Annotated in this window: 15 protein-coding genes; 2 read left to right on the top strand and 13 right to left on the bottom strand. The window is 73.0% G+C overall.

What is annotated here, in order from left to right; all coding sequences use genetic code 11:
• The first annotated feature begins 8 nt into the window (after positions 1-8).
• Positions 9-1,151, top strand: coding sequence for an ROK family transcriptional regulator (locus tag AC1050_RS13835; RefSeq protein ID WP_482387984.1), 1,143 nt, complete (start codon positions 9-11; stop codon positions 1,149-1,151).
• 14 nt (positions 1,152-1,165) lie between these two features.
• Here the strand turns inward: AC1050_RS13835 and AC1050_RS13830 are convergent, their stop codons facing one another.
• The 11 genes from AC1050_RS13830 to AC1050_RS13780 form a co-directional block, all read right to left on the bottom strand.
• Positions 1,166-2,032: a carbohydrate ABC transporter permease gene (locus tag AC1050_RS13830; protein ID WP_482387983.1), complete on the bottom strand. Its 867-nt coding sequence runs from the start codon at positions 2,030-2,032 to the stop codon at positions 1,166-1,168.
• Entirely contained in the window at positions 2,029-2,976 is a 948-nt protein-coding gene (locus AC1050_RS13825) for a carbohydrate ABC transporter permease (protein WP_482387982.1), read from the bottom strand. The genes AC1050_RS13830 and AC1050_RS13825 overlap by 4 nt, the downstream gene beginning before the upstream one ends.
• Positions 2,973-4,367, bottom strand: a complete 1,395-nt coding sequence (locus tag AC1050_RS13820) for an ABC transporter substrate-binding protein (RefSeq protein ID WP_482387981.1) — start codon at positions 4,365-4,367, stop codon at positions 2,973-2,975. Before AC1050_RS13820 ends, AC1050_RS13825 begins: the two co-directional genes overlap by 4 nt.
• A gap of 76 nt (positions 4,368-4,443) precedes the next feature.
• The gene (locus AC1050_RS13815; protein WP_482387980.1) at positions 4,444-5,151 is read right to left on the bottom strand and encodes a DUF1361 domain-containing protein; all 708 of its coding nucleotides are present in this window, start codon (positions 5,149-5,151) and stop codon (positions 4,444-4,446) included.
• Between the two features lie 105 nt (positions 5,152-5,256).
• A complete protein-coding gene (gene cimA / locus AC1050_RS13810) occupies positions 5,257-6,915 on the bottom strand; it encodes a citramalate synthase (protein WP_482388396.1) in 1,659 nt (552 codons plus the stop codon).
• A 368-nt stretch (positions 6,916-7,283) separates the two neighbouring features.
• Positions 7,284-8,399: a branched-chain amino acid aminotransferase gene (locus tag AC1050_RS13805; RefSeq protein ID WP_482387979.1), complete on the bottom strand. Its 1,116-nt coding sequence runs from the start codon at positions 8,397-8,399 to the stop codon at positions 7,284-7,286.
• Between the two features lie 111 nt (positions 8,400-8,510).
• Positions 8,511-9,554: a 3-isopropylmalate dehydrogenase gene (locus AC1050_RS13800; protein ID WP_482387978.1), complete on the bottom strand. Its 1,044-nt coding sequence runs from the start codon at positions 9,552-9,554 to the stop codon at positions 8,511-8,513.
• Between the two features lie 44 nt (positions 9,555-9,598).
• The gene (locus tag AC1050_RS13795; RefSeq protein ID WP_482387977.1) at positions 9,599-10,144 is read right to left on the bottom strand and encodes an ASCH domain-containing protein; all 546 of its coding nucleotides are present in this window, start codon (positions 10,142-10,144) and stop codon (positions 9,599-9,601) included.
• Positions 10,145-10,284: 140 nt separating this feature from the next.
• Positions 10,285-11,313: a ketol-acid reductoisomerase gene (gene ilvC, locus AC1050_RS13790; RefSeq protein ID WP_482387976.1), complete on the bottom strand. Its 1,029-nt coding sequence runs from the start codon at positions 11,311-11,313 to the stop codon at positions 10,285-10,287.
• Between the two features lie 34 nt (positions 11,314-11,347).
• Positions 11,348-11,872 carry an acetolactate synthase small subunit gene (gene ilvN / locus AC1050_RS13785; protein WP_482387975.1) on the bottom strand — a complete coding sequence of 175 codons (525 nt, stop codon included), beginning with the start codon at positions 11,870-11,872 and terminating at the stop codon, positions 11,348-11,350.
• Positions 11,873-11,889: 17 nt separating this feature from the next.
• On the bottom strand, positions 11,890-13,767 hold the full coding sequence (locus AC1050_RS13780) for an acetolactate synthase large subunit (RefSeq protein WP_482387974.1): 1,878 nt from the start codon (positions 13,765-13,767) through the stop codon (positions 11,890-11,892).
• Positions 13,768-14,162: 395 nt separating this feature from the next.
• Here AC1050_RS13780 and AC1050_RS13775 point away from each other — a divergent pair, with 395 nt between their 5' ends.
• Positions 14,163-14,831, top strand: coding sequence for an AMIN-like domain-containing (lipo)protein (locus tag AC1050_RS13775; RefSeq protein WP_482387973.1), 669 nt, complete (start codon positions 14,163-14,165; stop codon positions 14,829-14,831).
• 15 nt (positions 14,832-14,846) lie between these two features.
• Here the strand turns inward: AC1050_RS13775 and AC1050_RS13770 are convergent, their stop codons facing one another.
• Together AC1050_RS13770 and ilvD are read right to left on the bottom strand one after the other, a co-directional pair.
• Positions 14,847-16,583, bottom strand: coding sequence for a glycoside hydrolase family 13 protein (locus AC1050_RS13770; RefSeq protein ID WP_482387972.1), 1,737 nt, complete (start codon positions 16,581-16,583; stop codon positions 14,847-14,849).
• A 42-nt stretch (positions 16,584-16,625) separates the two neighbouring features.
• The gene (ilvD, locus tag AC1050_RS13765) at positions 16,626-18,335 is read right to left on the bottom strand and encodes a dihydroxy-acid dehydratase (RefSeq protein WP_482387971.1); all 1,710 of its coding nucleotides are present in this window, start codon (positions 18,333-18,335) and stop codon (positions 16,626-16,628) included.
• Positions 18,336-18,356 lie beyond the last annotated feature (21 nt).

The following is an 18,356-nucleotide window of genomic DNA, read 5'->3' as shown; positions in this document are numbered from 1 at the left end:
GACGACCGGTGGCACCTGGGACCGGGGACGTGCTCGCGCTGATCCGCGCGGGCGAGGTCGCCACGCGCGGCGACATCCTGGAGCGCACGGGGCTGTCCCGGATGACCGTGGCGCAGCGGGTCGACCGGCTGCTCGACGCGGGCCTCGTGGTCGAGCAGGGCACCGACCGCGCCACCGGCGGCCGCCGGCCCCGCCGCCTCGTCTTCCACGAGCAGCACGCGCACCTGGTCGCCGTCACCGTCGCGACCCGGCACACCCGCGCCGCCGTCACGGACCTGGCCGGCCGCGTGGTCGCCCGCGCGGCCGTGGACGTCGCCGTCGCGGACGGCCCCGAGCGCGCGCTCGACACGGTGGTCGCCTGCGTCCGCGGCCTGCTCGACGAGGCCGGCGTCTCCGCGCTCGCGGGCATCGGCATCAGCCTGCCCGGCCCGGTCGACCCCGCCACCGCCCGGCCCTCCCAGCCGCCGATCATGCCCGGCTGGGACGGCTACCCGGTCACCGAGCGGCTCGAGGAGGCGTTCGGCGCCCCGGTCCTCGTGACCAACGACGCCGACGCCGAGGCCGTCGGCGAGCACGGGGCGGGCCCGGCCTCCCCCGCGCTCTGCTACGTCAAGGTCTCGACCGGGATCGGCGTGGGCATCGTGCTGCACGGCGCCGTGTACCCCGGTGCGGACGGCGGGGCGGGCGACATCGGCCACGTGAAGCTCGCCGGTCACGAGGACGCGCTCTGCCGGTGCGGGGCCCGCGGCTGCCTCGCCGCGGTCGCGAGCGGCCGCGCGGTGGCCCAGCGGCTGCGGGCGCTCGGCCACGACGCGGCCTCGGGCCGGGACGTGCGCGACCTGCTGGACCGCGGCGACGCGGACGCCACCGAGGCGACGCGCGCCGCCGGCCGCACCATCGGCCAGGTGCTGGCCACCGTGGTGTCGCTGCTCAACCCGAGCACGCTGGTGCTCGGCGGCGACCTGGCGTCGACCGCGCTGCTGGCCGGCGTGCGCGAGACGATCTACCCGCTGTCGCAGGCCCGGGCGACCCGGCACCTCGACATGCGCGTCGCCCGGCTGGGCGAGGACGCGGGCGTGGCCGGGCTCGCCCGGCTGCTGGTGGACCGGGAGTTCGCCGCGGACGCGGTCAACCGCCGACTGGGCGGCTGACCGCGCCGGAGCCCTCACCCCTTGTCCGCGCCGGCAGCCAGCCCGTCCGTGATCTTGCGCTCCGCCAGGGCGTACAGCAGCACGATCGGGATGGTCAGCAGCACGGATCCCGCCATCAGCACCGTCTTGGGCACCTCGACCCCGTTGGACAGCTGGGACAGCCCGAGCGACACGGTCCACAGGTCGCGCTGCGCCGTGAGGAACAGCAGCGCGAACAGGAACTCGTTCCACGCGATCATGAACACGTAGAGCAGCGTGGACACGATCGTCGGCATCGCCAGCGGCACCGTGATCAGCCGCATGGTCTGGATCCGGGACGCGCCGTCCACCCGCGCCGCCTCGTCGATCGACACCGGGATGGTGTCGAAGTAGTTGCGCAGCATGTGGATGGACACGGGGATGTTCAGCGCCACGTAGACGATCACGAGCCCGACCAGCGACTCCCGGATCCCCATCCGGGAGAACGCGATGAACAGCGGGATCGCGATGATGATCGCGGGGAACATGTAGACGACCAGGAACAGCGACGAGATCTGCCGCCGCCCCGCGAACCGCAGCCGGGACACCGCGTACGCGCCGGGGATGACGAGCAGCAGCGTGAGCGCCGCCGTCGCGGCTGACACCAGGGCCGAGTTGGTCATGAAGCCCGCGAACCCCTGGCCGCCCTCCTCCGGCGACGTGAGCACCTGCCGGTACGTGTCGAGCGTGAGGTCGCCGAGCGGGATCACGAGCCGGTCCGGCTGCCGGAGCAGCTCCTCGATGGGCACGAAGCTGAGCAGCACCATGTAGTAGAAGGGGAAGACGGCGCTGATCAGCAGGACGACGATCAGCGCGGGGCGCGCCACGCCCAGGACCCGGCGCTCGATCGCGAGGCGGTTCACGACTCCTGCTCCTTCCGGCCGACGAGCACGAAGTACGCGGTCAGCAGCACGCCGAGGATCACGGCCAGCACCATCGCGGTGGTCGCGCCGCCGCCGATGTCGAACGAGCCGACCAGCTGGTTGTAGACCCGCACCGCCGCGACCTCGGTGCCGGCGGCGCCGCCGGTCAGCAGGTACACGTCGTCGAACTTGTTGAACGTCATGATCAGGCGGAGCACGGACAGCAGCGCCAGCACCGGCAGCAGCTGCGGCAGCGTGACCCAGCGGAACGTCTGCGTGGGCGTGGCGCCGTCGAGCACCGCTGCCTCGTCGACGTCCCGGGGCAGGGCGGTCATCCGGGCGGTGATGAAGATCAGCGCGAACGGGAAGTACCGCCAGATCTCGAACGCGATGACCGTGATCAGGGCGTACGGCGCGCGCCCGAGGAAGTCGATCGGCTGGTCCCAGCCCAGCAGGTCGGTGCCCCAGATGTTGATGATGCCGAACTGCGGGTTGAGCATCATCTGCCAGACGAAGGTCATGGCCACGACCGGTGCGACGTACGGCAGCAGCAGCAGCGCCCGCACCGCGCCGCGACCGCGGAACCGGTTCCGCAGCGCGAGCGCGGCGGCCAGCCCGAGCACGATGGACCCGACCGTCGTCCCCACCGAGTACACGATCGTGGTCCACAGCGAGCGCCAGAACCCCGTCGACGTGAGGACCTCGACGTAGTTGTCCAGCGTGAACGACCCGAACAGCTGGCCGCGGCGCAGCGTGGTCAGGGACACGTCCTGGAACGACAGCACCAGGTTCCACACGATCGGGACGACGATCGTCGCCGCGATGATGACCGTGATCGGCAGGACCAGCCCGATGCCCTCGAGCTGCGCGCGGCGCCGGGCGCTCCGGCGGCCCGGCCGGTCCGCGGCGGCGGTCCCGGCGGGCCGGGTCTGCAGCGCGGTCACGACCGGCTCGCCTGGATGTCGGCGACGGCGGCGTCGGCCTGCTCGGCCGCGCCGCGGGCGTCGAGCGCCCCCGCCGCCAGGTCGGACACGGCCTTGGGCACCGGCATCTGCGTGCTCACGGGCCCGAGCAGCCCGCCGTCGCCGGTGCCGATCGCCCACCGGTCGGCGGTGGTCGCGGCGGTGGCGATCCGCTCGACGACCTCGGGGCCGTAGACGTCGGCCATGGACGCCTTCGCGTCGACGCCCATCTCCAGGGTGTGCCACGCGGCCGTGAACCGGTCCGGCTCCTCCGGCGTGCCGGTGCGGACCGGGATCTTGCCCTCGGGCGCCTGCCGCATCCAGTCCTCGTACCCCTCGGTCATCACGAACTCCACGTACCGCTCGGCCTCCTCGGTGTCGGCGTCGTCCATCACGGCGAAGTTCTGCACCTCGCCGTAGGACGCGGGGCCGGACGCGTCGGGCCCGGTGACCGACGTGACCACGCCGCTGTTCGCCGCGAGGAAGCCGGGGTCGTCGAGGCACTCGGGGCAGGTCGGCAGGGCGTCGTTGCGCAGCCCGGCCAGCTCGTCCAGCAGGAACGTCGACCACAGCACCATCGCGGCCTGGCCGGCGAAGTACGTCGCCCGCGTCGAGTCGACCGTCTGGGTGCCCGCCGGGGCGTGCTCCGTCGCGAGCTCCTCGTACAGCTCCCAGGTCGCGAGGCACTCCGGGGAGTCGAGCGCGGCCTCGTGGTCGGCGACCAGCTGGCAGTCGTTGCCCAGCGCGAGCGTCTCGAACGTCTGGGAGGTGAAGACGTCGGCGGCGTCGGTCGCGAGCGTGATGCCGAACCGGCCGGGCTCGGTGAGCTCGGCGGCCGCGGTCCGCAGCGCCTCGTACGTCGTCGGCGGCTCGAGTCCCGCCTGCTCGAACAGGTCGGTGCGGTAGACGAGGATCTGCGACCAGGTGTCGGACGGCACGCCGACCTGCACGTCGCCGTCCCGCGACATCGCCAGCGCCGCCTCGACGAACGTCTCCTCCCCCAGCGCCTCGACGACCCGGGCGTTGGCGGCGGTGTCGACCAGCTCCTGGTCCACCAGCTGCCGGACGAAACCGGGGCTCAGCAGCGAGATGACGTCCGGCAGCTGCCCGGACAGCGCGGCCGACTGCACCAGCTGGACCGCCTGGGACTCGTCCAGCGGCACCAGGTCGACCTCGATGCCGGTCGCGTCGGTGAACGCCTCGTTGACCTGCCGCTGCAGCGCGAGGCGGGGTTCCTGCGCCTCGACCGTCCACACCACGAGCCGTCCGTCCGGCCCGCCGACGTCACCTCCGGCGCACGCGGTGCCGGCCAGCACGCCGGCGACGGCGACGAGGCCGAGGGCGCGACGGCGCGCCCGGTGTCGAGTCTGCATGTGCGCTCCCCAGTGAGCCGGACAGGACTTCTGCATACTGGCATGGCAGAAGGCGTCCAGCCAATAGGGTTATCGCTCAGGCCTCCAGCAGGATCGTGGCGCTGACGAGCGGCCCGATCACCACCAGGTACATCAGCCCGAAGAACACGCCCGCCACCAGCGTGAACCCCGCCGCCGCGGCGGCCCGCCCCGGTTCCCGCAGGTGCCGCAGCACCTTCGCCGCCAGCGACCACGGGTGCAGCACGTCCCAGGTGTTCACCCGGATGTGGCGGCCGAGGTAGATCCCGAAGGCGGCGAGCACCAGCACGACCGCGCCGAGGACCCGCACCTCGGTCCCGGCGAGCGCGTCCACGTCGTCGAACCGGATCCCCGCGTAGGCCAGCTGCACCAGCAGCACGTTGACCAGCATGTTGAGCACGCCCGACATCGCCAGCGACAGCACGAGCAGCACGTCGTACCACTCCGGCACCCGCTCCCCCGGCTTGCGGTGCGACTGGTTGAGCTCGGTGATGAGGTACCCCGCGTTCGGCAGCAGCAGGAGCCACACGACCAGGACGACCACCTCGAGCGCCACGGCGACCCCGCGCGGCAGACCCGTCGCGATCAGCACGGCCACGAGCAGCACCCCGGCGCCCAGCACCAGCACCGGCGCGACCGACAGCCCGACGTTCAGCAACATCGGCCGGTACAGGCGGGTGCGGAACAGCGGGACGCGCGCGAGCACCAGCACGACCGCGAGCGCGTTCATGGCGAGCACGCCCAGGACGGTGTCGTCGAACAGCACGCGGTCCCCCGTCGCTCGCCGGGCACCGGCGGCCCGTGCCGGCGGTGCTCTCGTCGGACGATACCGACGCCGCGGCGCCGCCGCAGGTCAGCGCCGGACCTGGCGTCAGCGTGGGGCGACCCCGCGGTTCCGCAGGCCCCAGATCGCGGAGTCCGTCAGCGCCTCCCAGGACGCCTCGATCAGGTTCGGCCCGACGCCCACGGTGCTCCACGCCGTCTGCCCGTCGGTGGTCTCGATGAGCACGCGGGTCACGGCGTCCGAGCCGTGCATCGCGTCCAGGATGCGCACCTTGAAGTCGATCAGCTCGAACTCCGCCAGCTCCGGGTAGACCCGCTGCAGCGCGAGCCGCAGCGCGTGGTCGAGGGCGTTCACGGGACCGTTGCCCTCCCCCGTGGCGACGATCCGCTCGCCGCCGGCGTGCAGCTTGACCGTGGCCTCGGCGGTCGCCGTGGTGCCGCGCGACCCGGCGCGCTCCACGATCGCGCGCCAGCTCTCGACCCGGAAGTACGCGGGACGCCGGCCGTCGACCTCCTCGGCCAGCAGCAGCTCGAACGAGGCGTCGGCGGCGTCGTACGTGTAGCCCTGCGCCTCGGCGTCCTTGATCCGGTTCGTCACCCGGGTCAGCACCTCGTCCTGCCCCGCCAGGTCGAACCCGAGCTCGCGGCCCTTCAGCTCGATGGACGCGCGGCCCGCCATCTCGGAGACCAGCATCCGCATGCCGTTGCCCACGGCCTGCGGGTCGATGTGCTGGTAGAGGTCCGGGTCGACGCGGATCGCCGACGCGTGCAGGCCGGCCTTGTGCGCGAACGCGCTGACCCCGACGTACGGCTGCCGGGCGAACGGCGCGATGTTGGTGATCTCGCTGATCTGGTGCGCGATCCGGGTCATCTCGGCCAGACCGCCGGAGCCGTCGGCGGGAGGCACCAGCACGCTGCGCCCGGTCTTCAGCTCGAGGTTCGCGACCACCGCGAGCAGGTCGGCGTTGCCGGTGCGCTCGCCGTACCCGTTCACCGTGCCCTGGACGTGCACGACCCCGGCCTCGACGGCCGCGAGCGAGTTGGCCACGGCGCAGCCGGAGTCGTTGTGCGCGTGCACGCCGAGCCGGGTCAGCGCGTCGGCGGTGCCGAGCGCGGCGCGCAGCTGGCCGATCACCTCGGTGACGTGGAACGGCAGCAGGCCCCCGTTGGTGTCGCACAGGACGACCGTCTCCGCGCCGGCCTCGACGGCCGCGAGCACGACGTCCCGCGCGTACGCCGGGTCGAACCGGAAGCCGTCGAAGAAGTGCTCGGCGTCCACGACCACGCGGCGGCCCTCGTCGACCAGCAGCCGCACCGAGTCGGCCACCATCGCGAGGTTCTCCGCGCCGGTGGTGCGCAGCGCCCGTTCGACGTGCCGGGAGTCGCTCTTCGCCACGAGCGTGACGACCGGCGCCTCGGAGTCGAGCAGGGCGCGCAGCTGCGGGTCGTCCCAGGCGCGCACGCCCGGCTTGCGGGTGGCGCCGAACGCGGCGAGCACCGCGTGCCGCAGGTCCAGCTCCTTGGCGGCGCGCGCGAAGAACTCGGTGTCCTTCGGGATCGCGCCCGGCCAGCCGCCCTCGATGTACCCGACGCCGAGCTCGTCCAGCAGGGGGGCGATCGCGAGCTTGTCGGCGACCGACAGGTTCATGCCCTCCTGCTGGGCGCCGTCGCGCAGCGTGGTGTCGTAGACGTCGAACGCCGCGGGGCCGCCGTCGCCGGCGGGGTGCGCCGCGCCGTCGCGGGGCAGCGTCCGGGGGGCGGGCGCGTCGGTGGGCTGGGTCGTCACGGTGCGGGCTTCTCTCGGCGAGGGGATGCGAGCGGGGTGCCGGGGCCGACGGGTGCGGGCAGGGCGGTGGAGCAACAAAAAGACCCCCCGGGTTCGGGAGGTCGGCGCGTCCGCGGGGTGGGCGGACGCGCTAGGCGATGACGAGGGGTCGCAGGTCGGTCACGGGCCCATCGTGGCACACGTCACCCCGTGCGTCAGCCCCGCCCAGGATGCGGACCCCCCGCCCGGCCCGGTCGGCGAGGTCGAGGGGTTGTCGGCGAGGTCGAGGGGTTGAGCCCCTTCCCTGCCGACAGACCCTCGACCTCGCGACGCGGGTCCGGCACACCGGGTCAGACCAGGCGGTGCATCCAGCCGTGCGGGTCGGCGGCGCGGCCGTACTGGATGTCCGTCAGGCGCGTGCGGATGCTCTGCATGACCGGGCCCGCGTGCCCGTCGCCGACGGTCTCGTCGAAGTCGGTCCCGGCCAGCCGGCCGATCGGCGTGACCACCGCGGCCGTGCCGCAGGCGAACACCTCCGCGACGCTGCCGTCCCGGATCCCGGCCAGCAGCTCGGCCAGCGGGATGTCCCGCTCGGTGACGTCCCGCCCGTCCTCGGTCAGCAGCTGCAGGATGGACGAGCGGGTGACGCCCTCGAGGATCGACCCGGTCAGCCGCGGCGTGGACACCGAGCCGTCGGCGCCGACCACGAAGACGTTCATGCCGCCGAGCTCCTCCAGCAGGGTGCCGGTCGCGGCGTCGAGGAAGCAGACCTGCTCGCAGCCGCGGGCCTGGGCCTCCTGCTGGGGCAGCAGGCTGGCGGCGTAGTTGCCGCCGGTCTTGGCCGCGCCCGTGCCGCCGGGTGCGGCGCGCGCGTAGTCCTCGGAGACCCAGATCGACACCGGCTGCACGCCGCCCGCGAAGTACGAGCCGACGGGCGACGCGATCACGAGGTACTCGGCCTGCATGCTCGGCCGCACGCCGAGGAACGCCTCGGACGCGTACATGAACGGGCGCAGGTAGAGGGACGTCTCCTCCCCCGACGGCACCCACGCCACGTCGGTGCGGACCAGCGCGGTGATCGAGGCCAGGAAGTCCTCGGTGGACAGCTCGGGCAGCGCGAGCCGGCGGGCGGAGCGCTGCAGGCGCTCGGCGTTGGCGGTCGGGCGGAACGTCCAGACGGACCCGTCCTCGTGCCGGTACGCCTTCATGCCCTCGAAGATCTCCTGGGCGTAGTGCAGCACCGCCGTGGCGGGGTCCAGCAGCAGCGGCCCGTACTTCTCGACCCGGCGGTCGTGCCAGCCGAGGCCCTGCGTCCAGGTGACGCGGGCCATGTGGTCGGTGAAGACGGTGCCGAACTTCGGCGTGGCCAGCAGCGACTCCCTCTCGGCGTCGGGTCGCGGGCTGTCGGAGGGGTGCACCTCGAAGGAGGCGGTGGTCGACGTGTCCGTCGTGTCGGAGATGCTCATCGGTCTGCGGCCTTTCACCAGGAGTCTGATCTGACGGTACCTGGGCGACGGCCGGATGGGACGACACAGCCCCCCGTCCGCGCGGTGCGGCGAGGGGCGGCGCGAGGGTGCTCAGCCGGCGATGCGCGCGGCGAGGTCCTTGCCCACCTCGGCCGTCGACCGTACTCGCCCGCCGCGCTCGGCCACGTCGGCCGCGACGGCGGCCTCGACGCGGGCGGCGGCGTCGCGCTCGCCCAGGTGCTCCAGCAGCAGCGCGACGGACAGCACCGTCGCGGTGGGGTCGGCCTTGCCCTGGCCGGCGATGTCGGGCGCGGAGCCGTGCACCGGCTCGAACATGCTCGGCGCGGTCCGGTCCGGGTTGATGTTGGCGGACGCGGCCAGGCCGATGCCGCCGACGATCGCCCCCGCCAGGTCGGTCAGGATGTCGCCGAACAGGTTGTCCGTGACGATCACGTCGAACCGGGCCGGGTCGGTCACCAGGAAGATCGTCGCCGCGTCGACGTGCAGGTAGTCCACCGTCACGTCCGGGAACTCGGCGTTCACGGCCTCGACCGTCCGGCGCCACAGGTGGCCGGCGTGCACGAGGACGTTGTGCTTGTGCACCAGCGTCAGCTTCTTGCGCGGGCGCGCCGCGGCGCGGGCGAAGGCGTCCCGGACCACGCGCTCGACGCCGAACGCGGTGTTCACGCTGACCTCGTTGGCGATCTCGTGCGGCGTGCCGACGCGGATCGCACCGCCGTTGCCGACGTAGGGGCCCTCGGTGCCCTCGCGGACGACCACGAAGTCGACCTCGCCCGGGTCCGCCAGCGGCGACGCCACCCCGGGGAACAGCTTGGACGGGCGCAGGTTCACGTAGTGGTCCAGCGCGAACCGCAGCCTCAGCAGCAGCCCCCGCTCCAGCACGCCGGACGGGACGCTCGGGTCGCCGATGGCGCCGAGCAGGATCGCGTCGTGCGTGCGGATGGCCGCGAGGTCGTCGTCGGTCAGCGTCTCGCCGGTCGCGTGCCAGCGGCGGGCGCCCAGGTCGTAGTCGGTCGTGGTGACCGAGCTGCCGGTGCCCGCGAGGGCCGCGTCGAGCGCGAGCAGGCCCTGCTCCACGACCTCGGTGCCGATGCCGTCTCCTGCGACGACCGCCAGGTTGATCTGCTGCGCCATGCCCGCCACCCTACTGAGCCGTCTTACGAACCGGGACGCCCGTCTCAGGCCTCGGACGCACTCCGGTCCGCGGGGCGCGGGTACAGCAGCTCGAACCGCTCGGTCACGACCAGCATCCCGGGCGCGAACTCCGCACCCAGCGGCTCCAGCACGCCGCGCCAGGAGCGCTCGTGCTCGGCGCGCCACGACGCGAGGGTCCGGTCGCCCTCGCCCTCGGACGCGGCGAACTCCGCGTCGACCTGGTCGAACGGCACCGTCTCCACGCGGGTCGTGCGGATCAGGGCGCCGGGCCGGCCGGCGCCGTCGGTGACGATCGACAGGTCGCCCCGCGCCGGCAGCGGCTCGTCGGCGTGCTCGAGCTCGGCCAGCGCGGTCGACGTCCCGGTCTTGGTGCCGTCCAGCACCAGGCCCAGCAGCTCGTCGGCCAGCCGGGGGTCGTCGCCGAACGACCACGACGGCGGCACCATCGACCCGGACACCCCCGGACCGAGCACGGACGCGAACCGGACGACCCCGGCCCGCACCCGCGCCACCTCCCAGAACGCGAGGATCTCGTCGGCGTGCGTGCTGGCGGCGGCGTCGTCGGTCATGCCGCCCATCCTCCCCCGGAACCGCCAGAACCACCGACGCCGAGGTAGAGCGGTCCCGCCGAGGTAGCGCGGACGATCGCTCTACCTCGGGCGGGAGGCTCTGCCTCGGCGTCGGCGGAGGCGTCGTCAGGCGTCGGGGGTCAGCGCGCGGCCGAGCCCTCGACGTAGTCCGTGTCGGACGGCTTGACCCAGGCGAAGAGCTTGCGCAGCTCGCGGCCCACGGGCTCGATCGGGTGGTTCTGGCCCTGCTCGCGCAGCCGCTGGAACTCCGGGGCGCCGGCGTCCTGGTCGGCGATGAACCGCTCGGCGAACGCGCCGTTCTGGATGTCGGCGAGGACGGCCTTCATGTTCTCCTTCACGTCGGGTGTGATGACCCGCGGGCCGGAGACGTAGTCGCCGTACTCGGCGGTGTCGGAGACGGACCAGCGCTGCTTGGTGATGCCGCCCTCCCAGATGAGGTCGACGATCAGCTTGAGCTCGTGCAGCACCTCGAAGTAGGCGACCTCGGGCTGGTAGCCCGCCTCGGTCAGCGTCTCGAAGCCGTACTGGATCAGCTGGGACACGCCACCGCACAGGACGGCCTGCTCGCCGAACAGGTCGGTCTCGGTCTCCTCGGTGAACGTGGTCTTGATGCCGGCGGCGCGCAGGCCGCCGATGCCCTTGGCGTAGGACAGCGCGAGGTCCCAGGCGGCGCCCGACGCGTCCTGCTCGACGGCGACGATCACGGGCACGCCGCGGCCGTCGACGTACTCGCGGCGCACGAGGTGGCCGGGGCCCTTCGGGGCGACCATGACGACGTCGTGGCCGGCCTCGGGCTTGATGTAGCCGAACCGGATGTTGAAGCCGTGACCGAACACGAGGGCCGCGCCCTCGCGCAGGTTGGGGGCGATCTCGTCGCGGTAGATGTGCCGCTGGACCTGGTCCGGCGCGAGGATGACGACGACGTCGGCGCCCTGGACGGCCTGGGCGACGGTCGCGACGGCGAGGCCCTCGTTCTCCGCCTTGGCGCGGGACGCGGAGCCCTCGCGCAGGCCGACGGTGACGTCGACGCCCGAGTCGCGCAGGTTCAGCGCGTGCGCGTGCCCCTGGCTGCCGTAGCCGATGACGGCGACCTTCTTGCCCTGGATGACCGACAGGTCGGCGTCGTCGTCGTAGAACAGCTCAGCCACGATGGATCTCCTTGGTTCGTCGGGTGGTGGAAGCTCAGGCGGACCGGCTGACGCGCTCGAGCGCCCGGTCGGTGATGGAGCGGGGGCCGCGGCCGATGGCCACGGTGCCGGACTGGACGATCTCGCGGACGCCGAACGGCTCGAGAGCCGCGAGCAGCGCCGTGAGCTTGCCCGGGCTGCCGGTCGCCTCGATGGTGACGGTGTCCGGCACGACGTCGACGACGTGCGCGCGGAACAGCTCGACGACCTCGAGCACCTGGGTGCGGGTGCCGCCCTCGGCGCGCACCTTCACCAGCAGCAGCTCGCGCTGCACCGAGGCGGCGTCCTCGAGCTCGACGATCTTCAGGACGTTGATCAGCTTGTTCAGCTGCTTGGTGACCTGCTCCAGCGGCAGCTGGTCCACGTCGACGACGACCGTGATGCGCGAGATCTCCTCGTGCTCGGTCGGGCCCACGGCGAGGGAGTGGATGTTGAACGAGCGGCGGGCGAACAGCCCCGCGACGCGGGTCAGGACGCCCGGCTTGTTCTCCACGAGGACGGAGAGGGTGTGACGGCTCATGATCTTCGCGCTCCGCTTCAGTCTTCGCGGTCCCACGCGGGGCTGATGCCCCGGGCGTACTGGATGTCGTCGTTCGGCACCCCGGCGGCGACCATCGGCCACACCATGGAGTCGCGGGAGACGGTGAAGTCCACGACCACCGGCTGGTCGTCGATCTCCATGGCGCGCTTGATGGTCGCGTCCACGTCGGCGAGCGTCTCGCAGCGCAGGCCGACCGCCCCGTAGGAGTCCGCCAGCTTCACGAAGTCCGGGATGCGGCGCGTGCCGTGGCCCGTGTGCAGGTCGGTGTTCGAGTACCGGGACTCGTAGAACAGGGTCTGCCACTGCCGGACCATGCCCAGCGAGGAGTTGTTGATCACCGCGACCTTGATCGGGATCTCGTTGATCGTGCAGGTGGCCAGCTCCTGGTTGGTCATCTGGAAGCAGCCGTCGCCGTCGATGGCCCACACCGTGCGGTCCGGCTGCCCGACCTTGGCGCCCATGGCGGCCGGCACCGAGAAGCCCATGGTGCCGAGGCCGCCCGAGTTCAGCCACGAGTTGGGCCGCTGGTACCGGATGAACTGCGCCGCCCACATCTGGTGCTGGCCGACGCCCGCCGCGAAGATCGACTCCGGGCCGGAGATCTCGCCGATCCGGGAGATCACGTGCTGCGGCGCCAGGTGGCCGTCCGTCGGCTCGTCGAAGCCGAGCGGGAACGTCTCGCGCCAGGAGTCGATCTGCCGCCACCAGGCCTCGAGGTCCGGCTTGCCGTGGTGACCCTGCTCGCGGGCGAGCTCGGGCAGCAGGTCGGTGATGACCTCGCGCAGGTCGCCGACGATCGGCACGTCCGCCGCGCGGTTCTTGCCGATCTCGGCGGGGTCGATGTCGGCGTGCACGATGGTCGCGTTCGGCGCGAACGACGACAGCTTGCCGGTCACCCGGTCGTCGAACCGCGCGCCGAGGGCCACGACCAGGTCGGCCTTCTGCAGCGCCGCGACGGCGGGCACCGTGCCGTGCATGCCGGGCATGCCGAGGTGCTGCGGGTGCGAGTCGGGCAGGGCGCCGCGGGCCATGAGCGTGGTGACGACGGCGGCGCCGGAGGCGTCCACCAGGCGGCGCAGCTCGGCGGACGCGCCGGAGCGGATCACGCCGCCGCCGACCATCAGCACCGGGCGCCGCGCGGTCGCCAGCAGGCGCGCGGCCTCGCGGATCTGCTTGCCGTGCGGCTTGGTCACCGGGTGGTAGCCGGGCAGGTCCAGCTGCTGCGGCCACGTGAACGTGGTGTCGGTCTGCATCGCCGACTTCGCGATGTCCACCAGCACGGGTCCGGGCCGGCCGGTCGACGCGATGTGGAACGCCTCGGCGATGGTCCGCGGGATGTCGTCGGGGTCGGTCACCAGGTAGTTGTGCTTGGTGATCGGCAGCGTGATGCCGACGATGTCGGCCTCCTGGAACGCGTCCGTGCCGATCAGCGACGCCCCGACCTGGCCGGTGATCGCGACCAGGGGGATCGAGTCCATGTTGGCGTCCGCGATCGGCGTCACCAGGTTGGTCGCGCCGGGGCCGGAGGTGGCCATGCACACGCCGACCTTGCCGGTGGCCTGCGCGTAGCCGGTCGCCGCGTGCCCGCCGCCCTGCTCGTGCCGCACCAGGATGTGCCGCAGCCGGGTGGAGTCCATCAGCGGGTCGTAGGTCGGCAGGATCGCGCCGCCCGGGATGCCGAAGACGACCTCGGCCCCGGCCTCCTCGAGCGAGCGCACGATCGACTTCGCCCCGGTGACCTGCTCGGTGACGACGGGACGCGGCGCGCCGGCGGGCTCCGCCGCGAGGCGGGCGGCGGGGTCGCGCTGCTCCGGTGCGGCCGCGGGGGTCGCGGCCGGCCGGCGGGGCGGTGCCGGGTGGGGGCCCTGGACCATCGGTGTCTCCTGGGTGCTGATGAAGCTGCGGTGCTGCCGGGTGCTGCGGGGCGCCGGTCGGTGCCGGTGCCGGTGGGTGCCGTGGAGCGGGAGCGGCGCCCCGGCCCGTCGGCACGAAAAAACCCCTCGGGCCCGGTGGATCGGGCCGGTCGAGGGGTGCGCGCGCTGACGAAGCCTTCCGTGCGTGGCGTCAGCCGGCGCGCTCGGGAAGTACTACGAGGAGGAGGTTCGTCCGCATGTCGGCGACGTTACGCCGCACCTCGCGAGATGTCACGCCCGGGATGCGCCGTCTCACATCGTGGAGCACGGGTCCACCAGGTGATCGGTATCGAGTCGTGACCCGGCGCGCCGCAGGGTTCCGTCCGCGTCGCCCGGGCCGCTCCTAGCCTCGGGCCATGACTCGCAACCGCACGTCCCGCCGCTCGCTGCTCGCCGGCACCGCCGTCGCGGTGCTCGCCCTGGTCGCCGCGTGCGGCGGCGGCGAGCCGGCCGCCGGCCCCACGTCCCCTGAGCCCACCGCGTCCGCGGCCACCACCGCACCGGCGACCCCGTCCCCCGCCCCGACGCCGGCCGGCACGACCGGGCCGGCGGACGAGGACGCCCAGGCGGACGCCACGGCGCCGGAGTTCGGCACCCCCTCCGCCGACGCGGAGCCGTCCGCCGACGCGTCGCTCACCGTCACCGGCCTGCGGTCGGGGGCGCAGCTCGGGTACGACCGCGTCGTGGTCGACCTGGCGGGCACCGGCACGCCGGGCTGGCACATCGAGCGCACCGCCACCGCCGTCGAGGACCCGACGGGCGACGCCGTGGACCTGGGAGGCGACGGGGTGCTCAGCGTGTACGTCACCGGGCTCGGCTACCCCTACGAGACGGGGCAGACCGAGCTCGCCGTCGGGACGCGGATCTACGGGCCCACCGTGGTGACCGGCGCCGAGTACACCGGGACCTTCGAGGGTCAGGCCCAGGTGTTCCTCGGGCTGACCGACCCCGAGGCGCCGTACCGGGCGTTCCTGCTGCAGGACCCGCTGCGCCTCGTGATCGACGTGCAGCGCTCGATGGCCTGAGCGCCGCGAGGACGCTCAGCCCCGGCGGTGCACCCGGGCCTCCCAGGGCCGGAGCACCGTCGGCACCGTCGGGGCGGGCTCGCCGTCGCCGTCGTGCGTGCCGAGCACCAGCGCGCCCCAGCCGCCGTCCGCGTCGAGCGGCCACGCCGCGCCCAGGTCGACCGCCCTTTCCGCCCCCGACACGTTGACCACCACCAGCAGCGCGTCGCCGTCGAGCTCGCGCGTGTACGCGTAGACCTGCTCGTCCTCGGGGAGCAGCATCGTGAAGTCGCCGAGCGCCACCACGGGGTCCGCGTGCCGCAGCTCGATCAGCCGGCGGTGGTGGTGGAACACGGACCCGGGGTCGGCGTGGGCCGCGGCGGCGTTCACCTCGGCGTGGTTGGGGTTCACCGCGAGCCAGGGCGTGCCCGTGGTGAACCCCGCGTGCCGCGAGTCGTCCCACTGCACCGGGGTGCGCGCGTTGTCCCGGCTCATCGCGGCGAGCCCGGCCAGCAGCTGCTCGTCGGTCGCCGATGCCAGCGTGCGTGCCTGGGCGACGTGGTTGACCGACTCGATGTCCCGGTACTGGTCGAACCGGGTGAAGTGCGCGTTCGTCATCCCGAGCTCCTCGCCCTGGTAGACGTACGGCGTGCCCCGGTGCAGGTGCAGCAGCGTCGCGAGCGCCTTGGCGGAGGCGACCCGGTGCTCCCCGTCGTCGCCGAACCGGGACACCACGCGCGGCTGGTCGTGGTTGTCCCAGTACAGGCTGTTCCAGCCGACGTCGGCGAGCCCGGTCTGCCAGCGGCCGAACGTCGCCTTCAGGTCGGTCAGCCGCAGCGGCTTCGGGTCGAACTTCCCGCCGGGCCCGTGGTCGAGACCCACGTGCTCGAACTGGAACACCATGTCGACCTCCCGGCGGGCCGGGTCGGTGTACTTCAGCGCCTCCGCCAGGGTCACGCCCGGGGTCTCCCCCACGGTCAGCAGGGCGTGCGCACGGCCCTCGAACACCTCGCGGTGCATCTCGTGCAGGTACTCGTGCACGCGCGGCCCGTCGGTGTAGAACGGGCTGCCGTCGCCCCAGACGCCCGCGACGACCGGCCCGTCCGGCAGCGACGTGTCCTTGGAGATGAGGTTGATGACGTCCATCCGGAAGCCGTCGACCCCGCGGTCCAGCCACCACCGCATCATCGCGTAGACGGCCTCGCGGACCTCCGGGTTCTCCCAGTTGAGGTCGGGCTGCTTCCGGCTGAACAGGTGCAGGTAGTACTCGCCGCTCGCCTCGTCCAGCTCCCAGGTCGACCCCGAGAAGAACGAGTGCCAGTTGGTCGGCTCGGCACCCGGCGCCCCCGGCGCCATCCCCTCGCGCGCCGGCCGCCACCAGTACCAGTCCCGCTTGGGGCTGTCGGGCCCGCTGCGGCTCTCCAGGAACCAGGGGTGCTCGTCGGAGGTGTGGTTCACGACGAGGTCCATCAGGAGCTTCATCCCGCGCGCGTGCAGCTCCGCGATCAGCTCGTCCAGGTCCGCCAGCGTGCCGAACGACGGGTCGACGTCCTGGTAGTCGCTGATGTCGTAGCCGTTGTCGTCCTGCGGCGACCGGTAGATCGGCGACAGCCACACCACGTCGACGCCGAGGGCGCTCAGGTGGTCCAGCCGGGAGATGATCCCGCGCAGGTCGCCGACGCCGTCGCCGTCGGAGTCCTGGAACGACCTCGGGTAGATCTGGTAGACGACGGCTCGGGTCCACCACGGTGCGTCTTCGACGGTCCAGCCCATGCGCTCGACCCTCTCACGCGCCGCCGACCTGCGCAGGGGACCTCAGATCAGCACAGCGCCCGTCGACGCCGACTGCACCAGCTTCGCGTACTTGGCCAGCACGCCGCGGGTGTAGCGCGGGGGCAGCGGCGCCCAGCCCTGCCGGCGCGACGCCATCTCGGCCTCGTCCACCAGCAGGTCCAGCGTCGCCTCCGCGACGTTCAGCCGGATCCGGTCGCCGTCCCGCACGAACGCGATCGGGCCGGCGTCGACCGCCTCGGGCGCGACGTGCCCGACGCACAGCCCGGTGGTGCCGCCGGAGAACCGGCCGTCGGTCAGCAGCAGGACGTCCTTGCCGAGCCCCGCGCCCTTGATGGCGCCGGTGATGGCGAGCATCTCCCGCATGCCGGGCCCGCCCTTGGGGCCCTCGTACCGGATGACGACGACGTCGCCGGCCTGGATGGTGCCGTCCTCCAGGGCGTCGAGGGCGGCGCGCTCGCGCTCGAAGACCCGGGCGGTGCCCTCGAACACGTCGGTGTCGAAGCCCGCGGACTTCACGACGGCGCCCTCGGGGGCGAGCGACCCGTCGAGGATCGTGATGCCGCCGGTGTGGTGGATCGGGTCGTCCAGCGCCCGCAGGATCTTGCCGTCCGGGTCCGGCGGGGTGATGTCGGCGAGGTTCTCCGCGACCGTCTTCCCGGTGACGGTGAGGCAGTCGCCGTGGATCAGCCCGGCGTCGAGCAGCGCCTTCATGACGACGGGCACGCCGCCGATCCGGTCGACGTCCGCCATCACGTACCGGCCGAAGGGCTTGAGGTCGCCCAGGTGCGGGACCTTGGCGGCGACGCGCTTGAAGTCGTCGAGCGTCAGGTCGACCTCGGCCTCGTGCGCGATGGCCAGCAGGTGCAGCACCGCGTTGGTCGAGCCGCCGAACGCCATGACCACCGCGATGGCGTTCTCGAACGCCTCCTTGGTCATGATCTGCCGGGCGGTGATGCCCCGGCGGAGCAGCTCGACGACGGCCTCGCCCGACTTCGCGGCGAAGTTGTCGCGGCGGCGGTCGGCGCTCGGCGGGGCGGCGGAGCCCGGCAGGGACATGCCCATCGCCTCGGCGACCGACGCCATCGTGTTGGCGGTGTACATGCCGCCGCAGGCGCCCTCGCCCGGGCAGATGGCGCGCTCGATGCGGTCCAGGTCGCCCTGCGACATCAGCCCGCGGGCGCAGGCCCCGACGGCCTCGAAGGCGTCGATCAGCGTGACGTCCTTCTCGGTGCCGTCCTCCAGCTTGACCCAGCCGGGCATGATCGTGCCGGCGTAGAGGAACACGCTCGCGAGGTCGAGGCGCGCGGCCGCCATCAGCATCCCGGGCAGCGACTTGTCGCAGCCCGCCAGCAGCACGGAGCCGTCCAGCCGCTCGGCCTGCATCACGGTCTCGACGCTGTCGGCGATGATGTCGCGGCTGACCAGCGAGAAGTGCATCCCCTCGTGGCCCATCGAGATGCCGTCGGACACGGAGATGGTGCCGAACTCCAGCGGGTAGCCGCCGCCGGCGTGCACGCCGTTCTTCACGGCCTGCGCGAGCCGCTGCAGCGACAGGTTGCAGGGGGTGATCTCGTTCCAGGAGCTGGCGACACCGATCTGCGGCTTGACCCAGTCGTCGTCGCCCATGCCGACCGCGCGGAGCATGCCGCGCGAGGCCGTGGCCTCGATGCCGTCGGTGACCTGGCGCGAGCGCGGCTTGATGTCGGGGGTCTCGCGGGGCGTCGTCGTCATGACCCGACTCTAGGCGTGCGC

The sequence above is a fragment of the Cellulomonas sp. NEAU-ZC6 genome (genome assembly GCF_056844425.1).
This window is presented reverse-complemented; position numbering and strand designations above follow the sequence as displayed.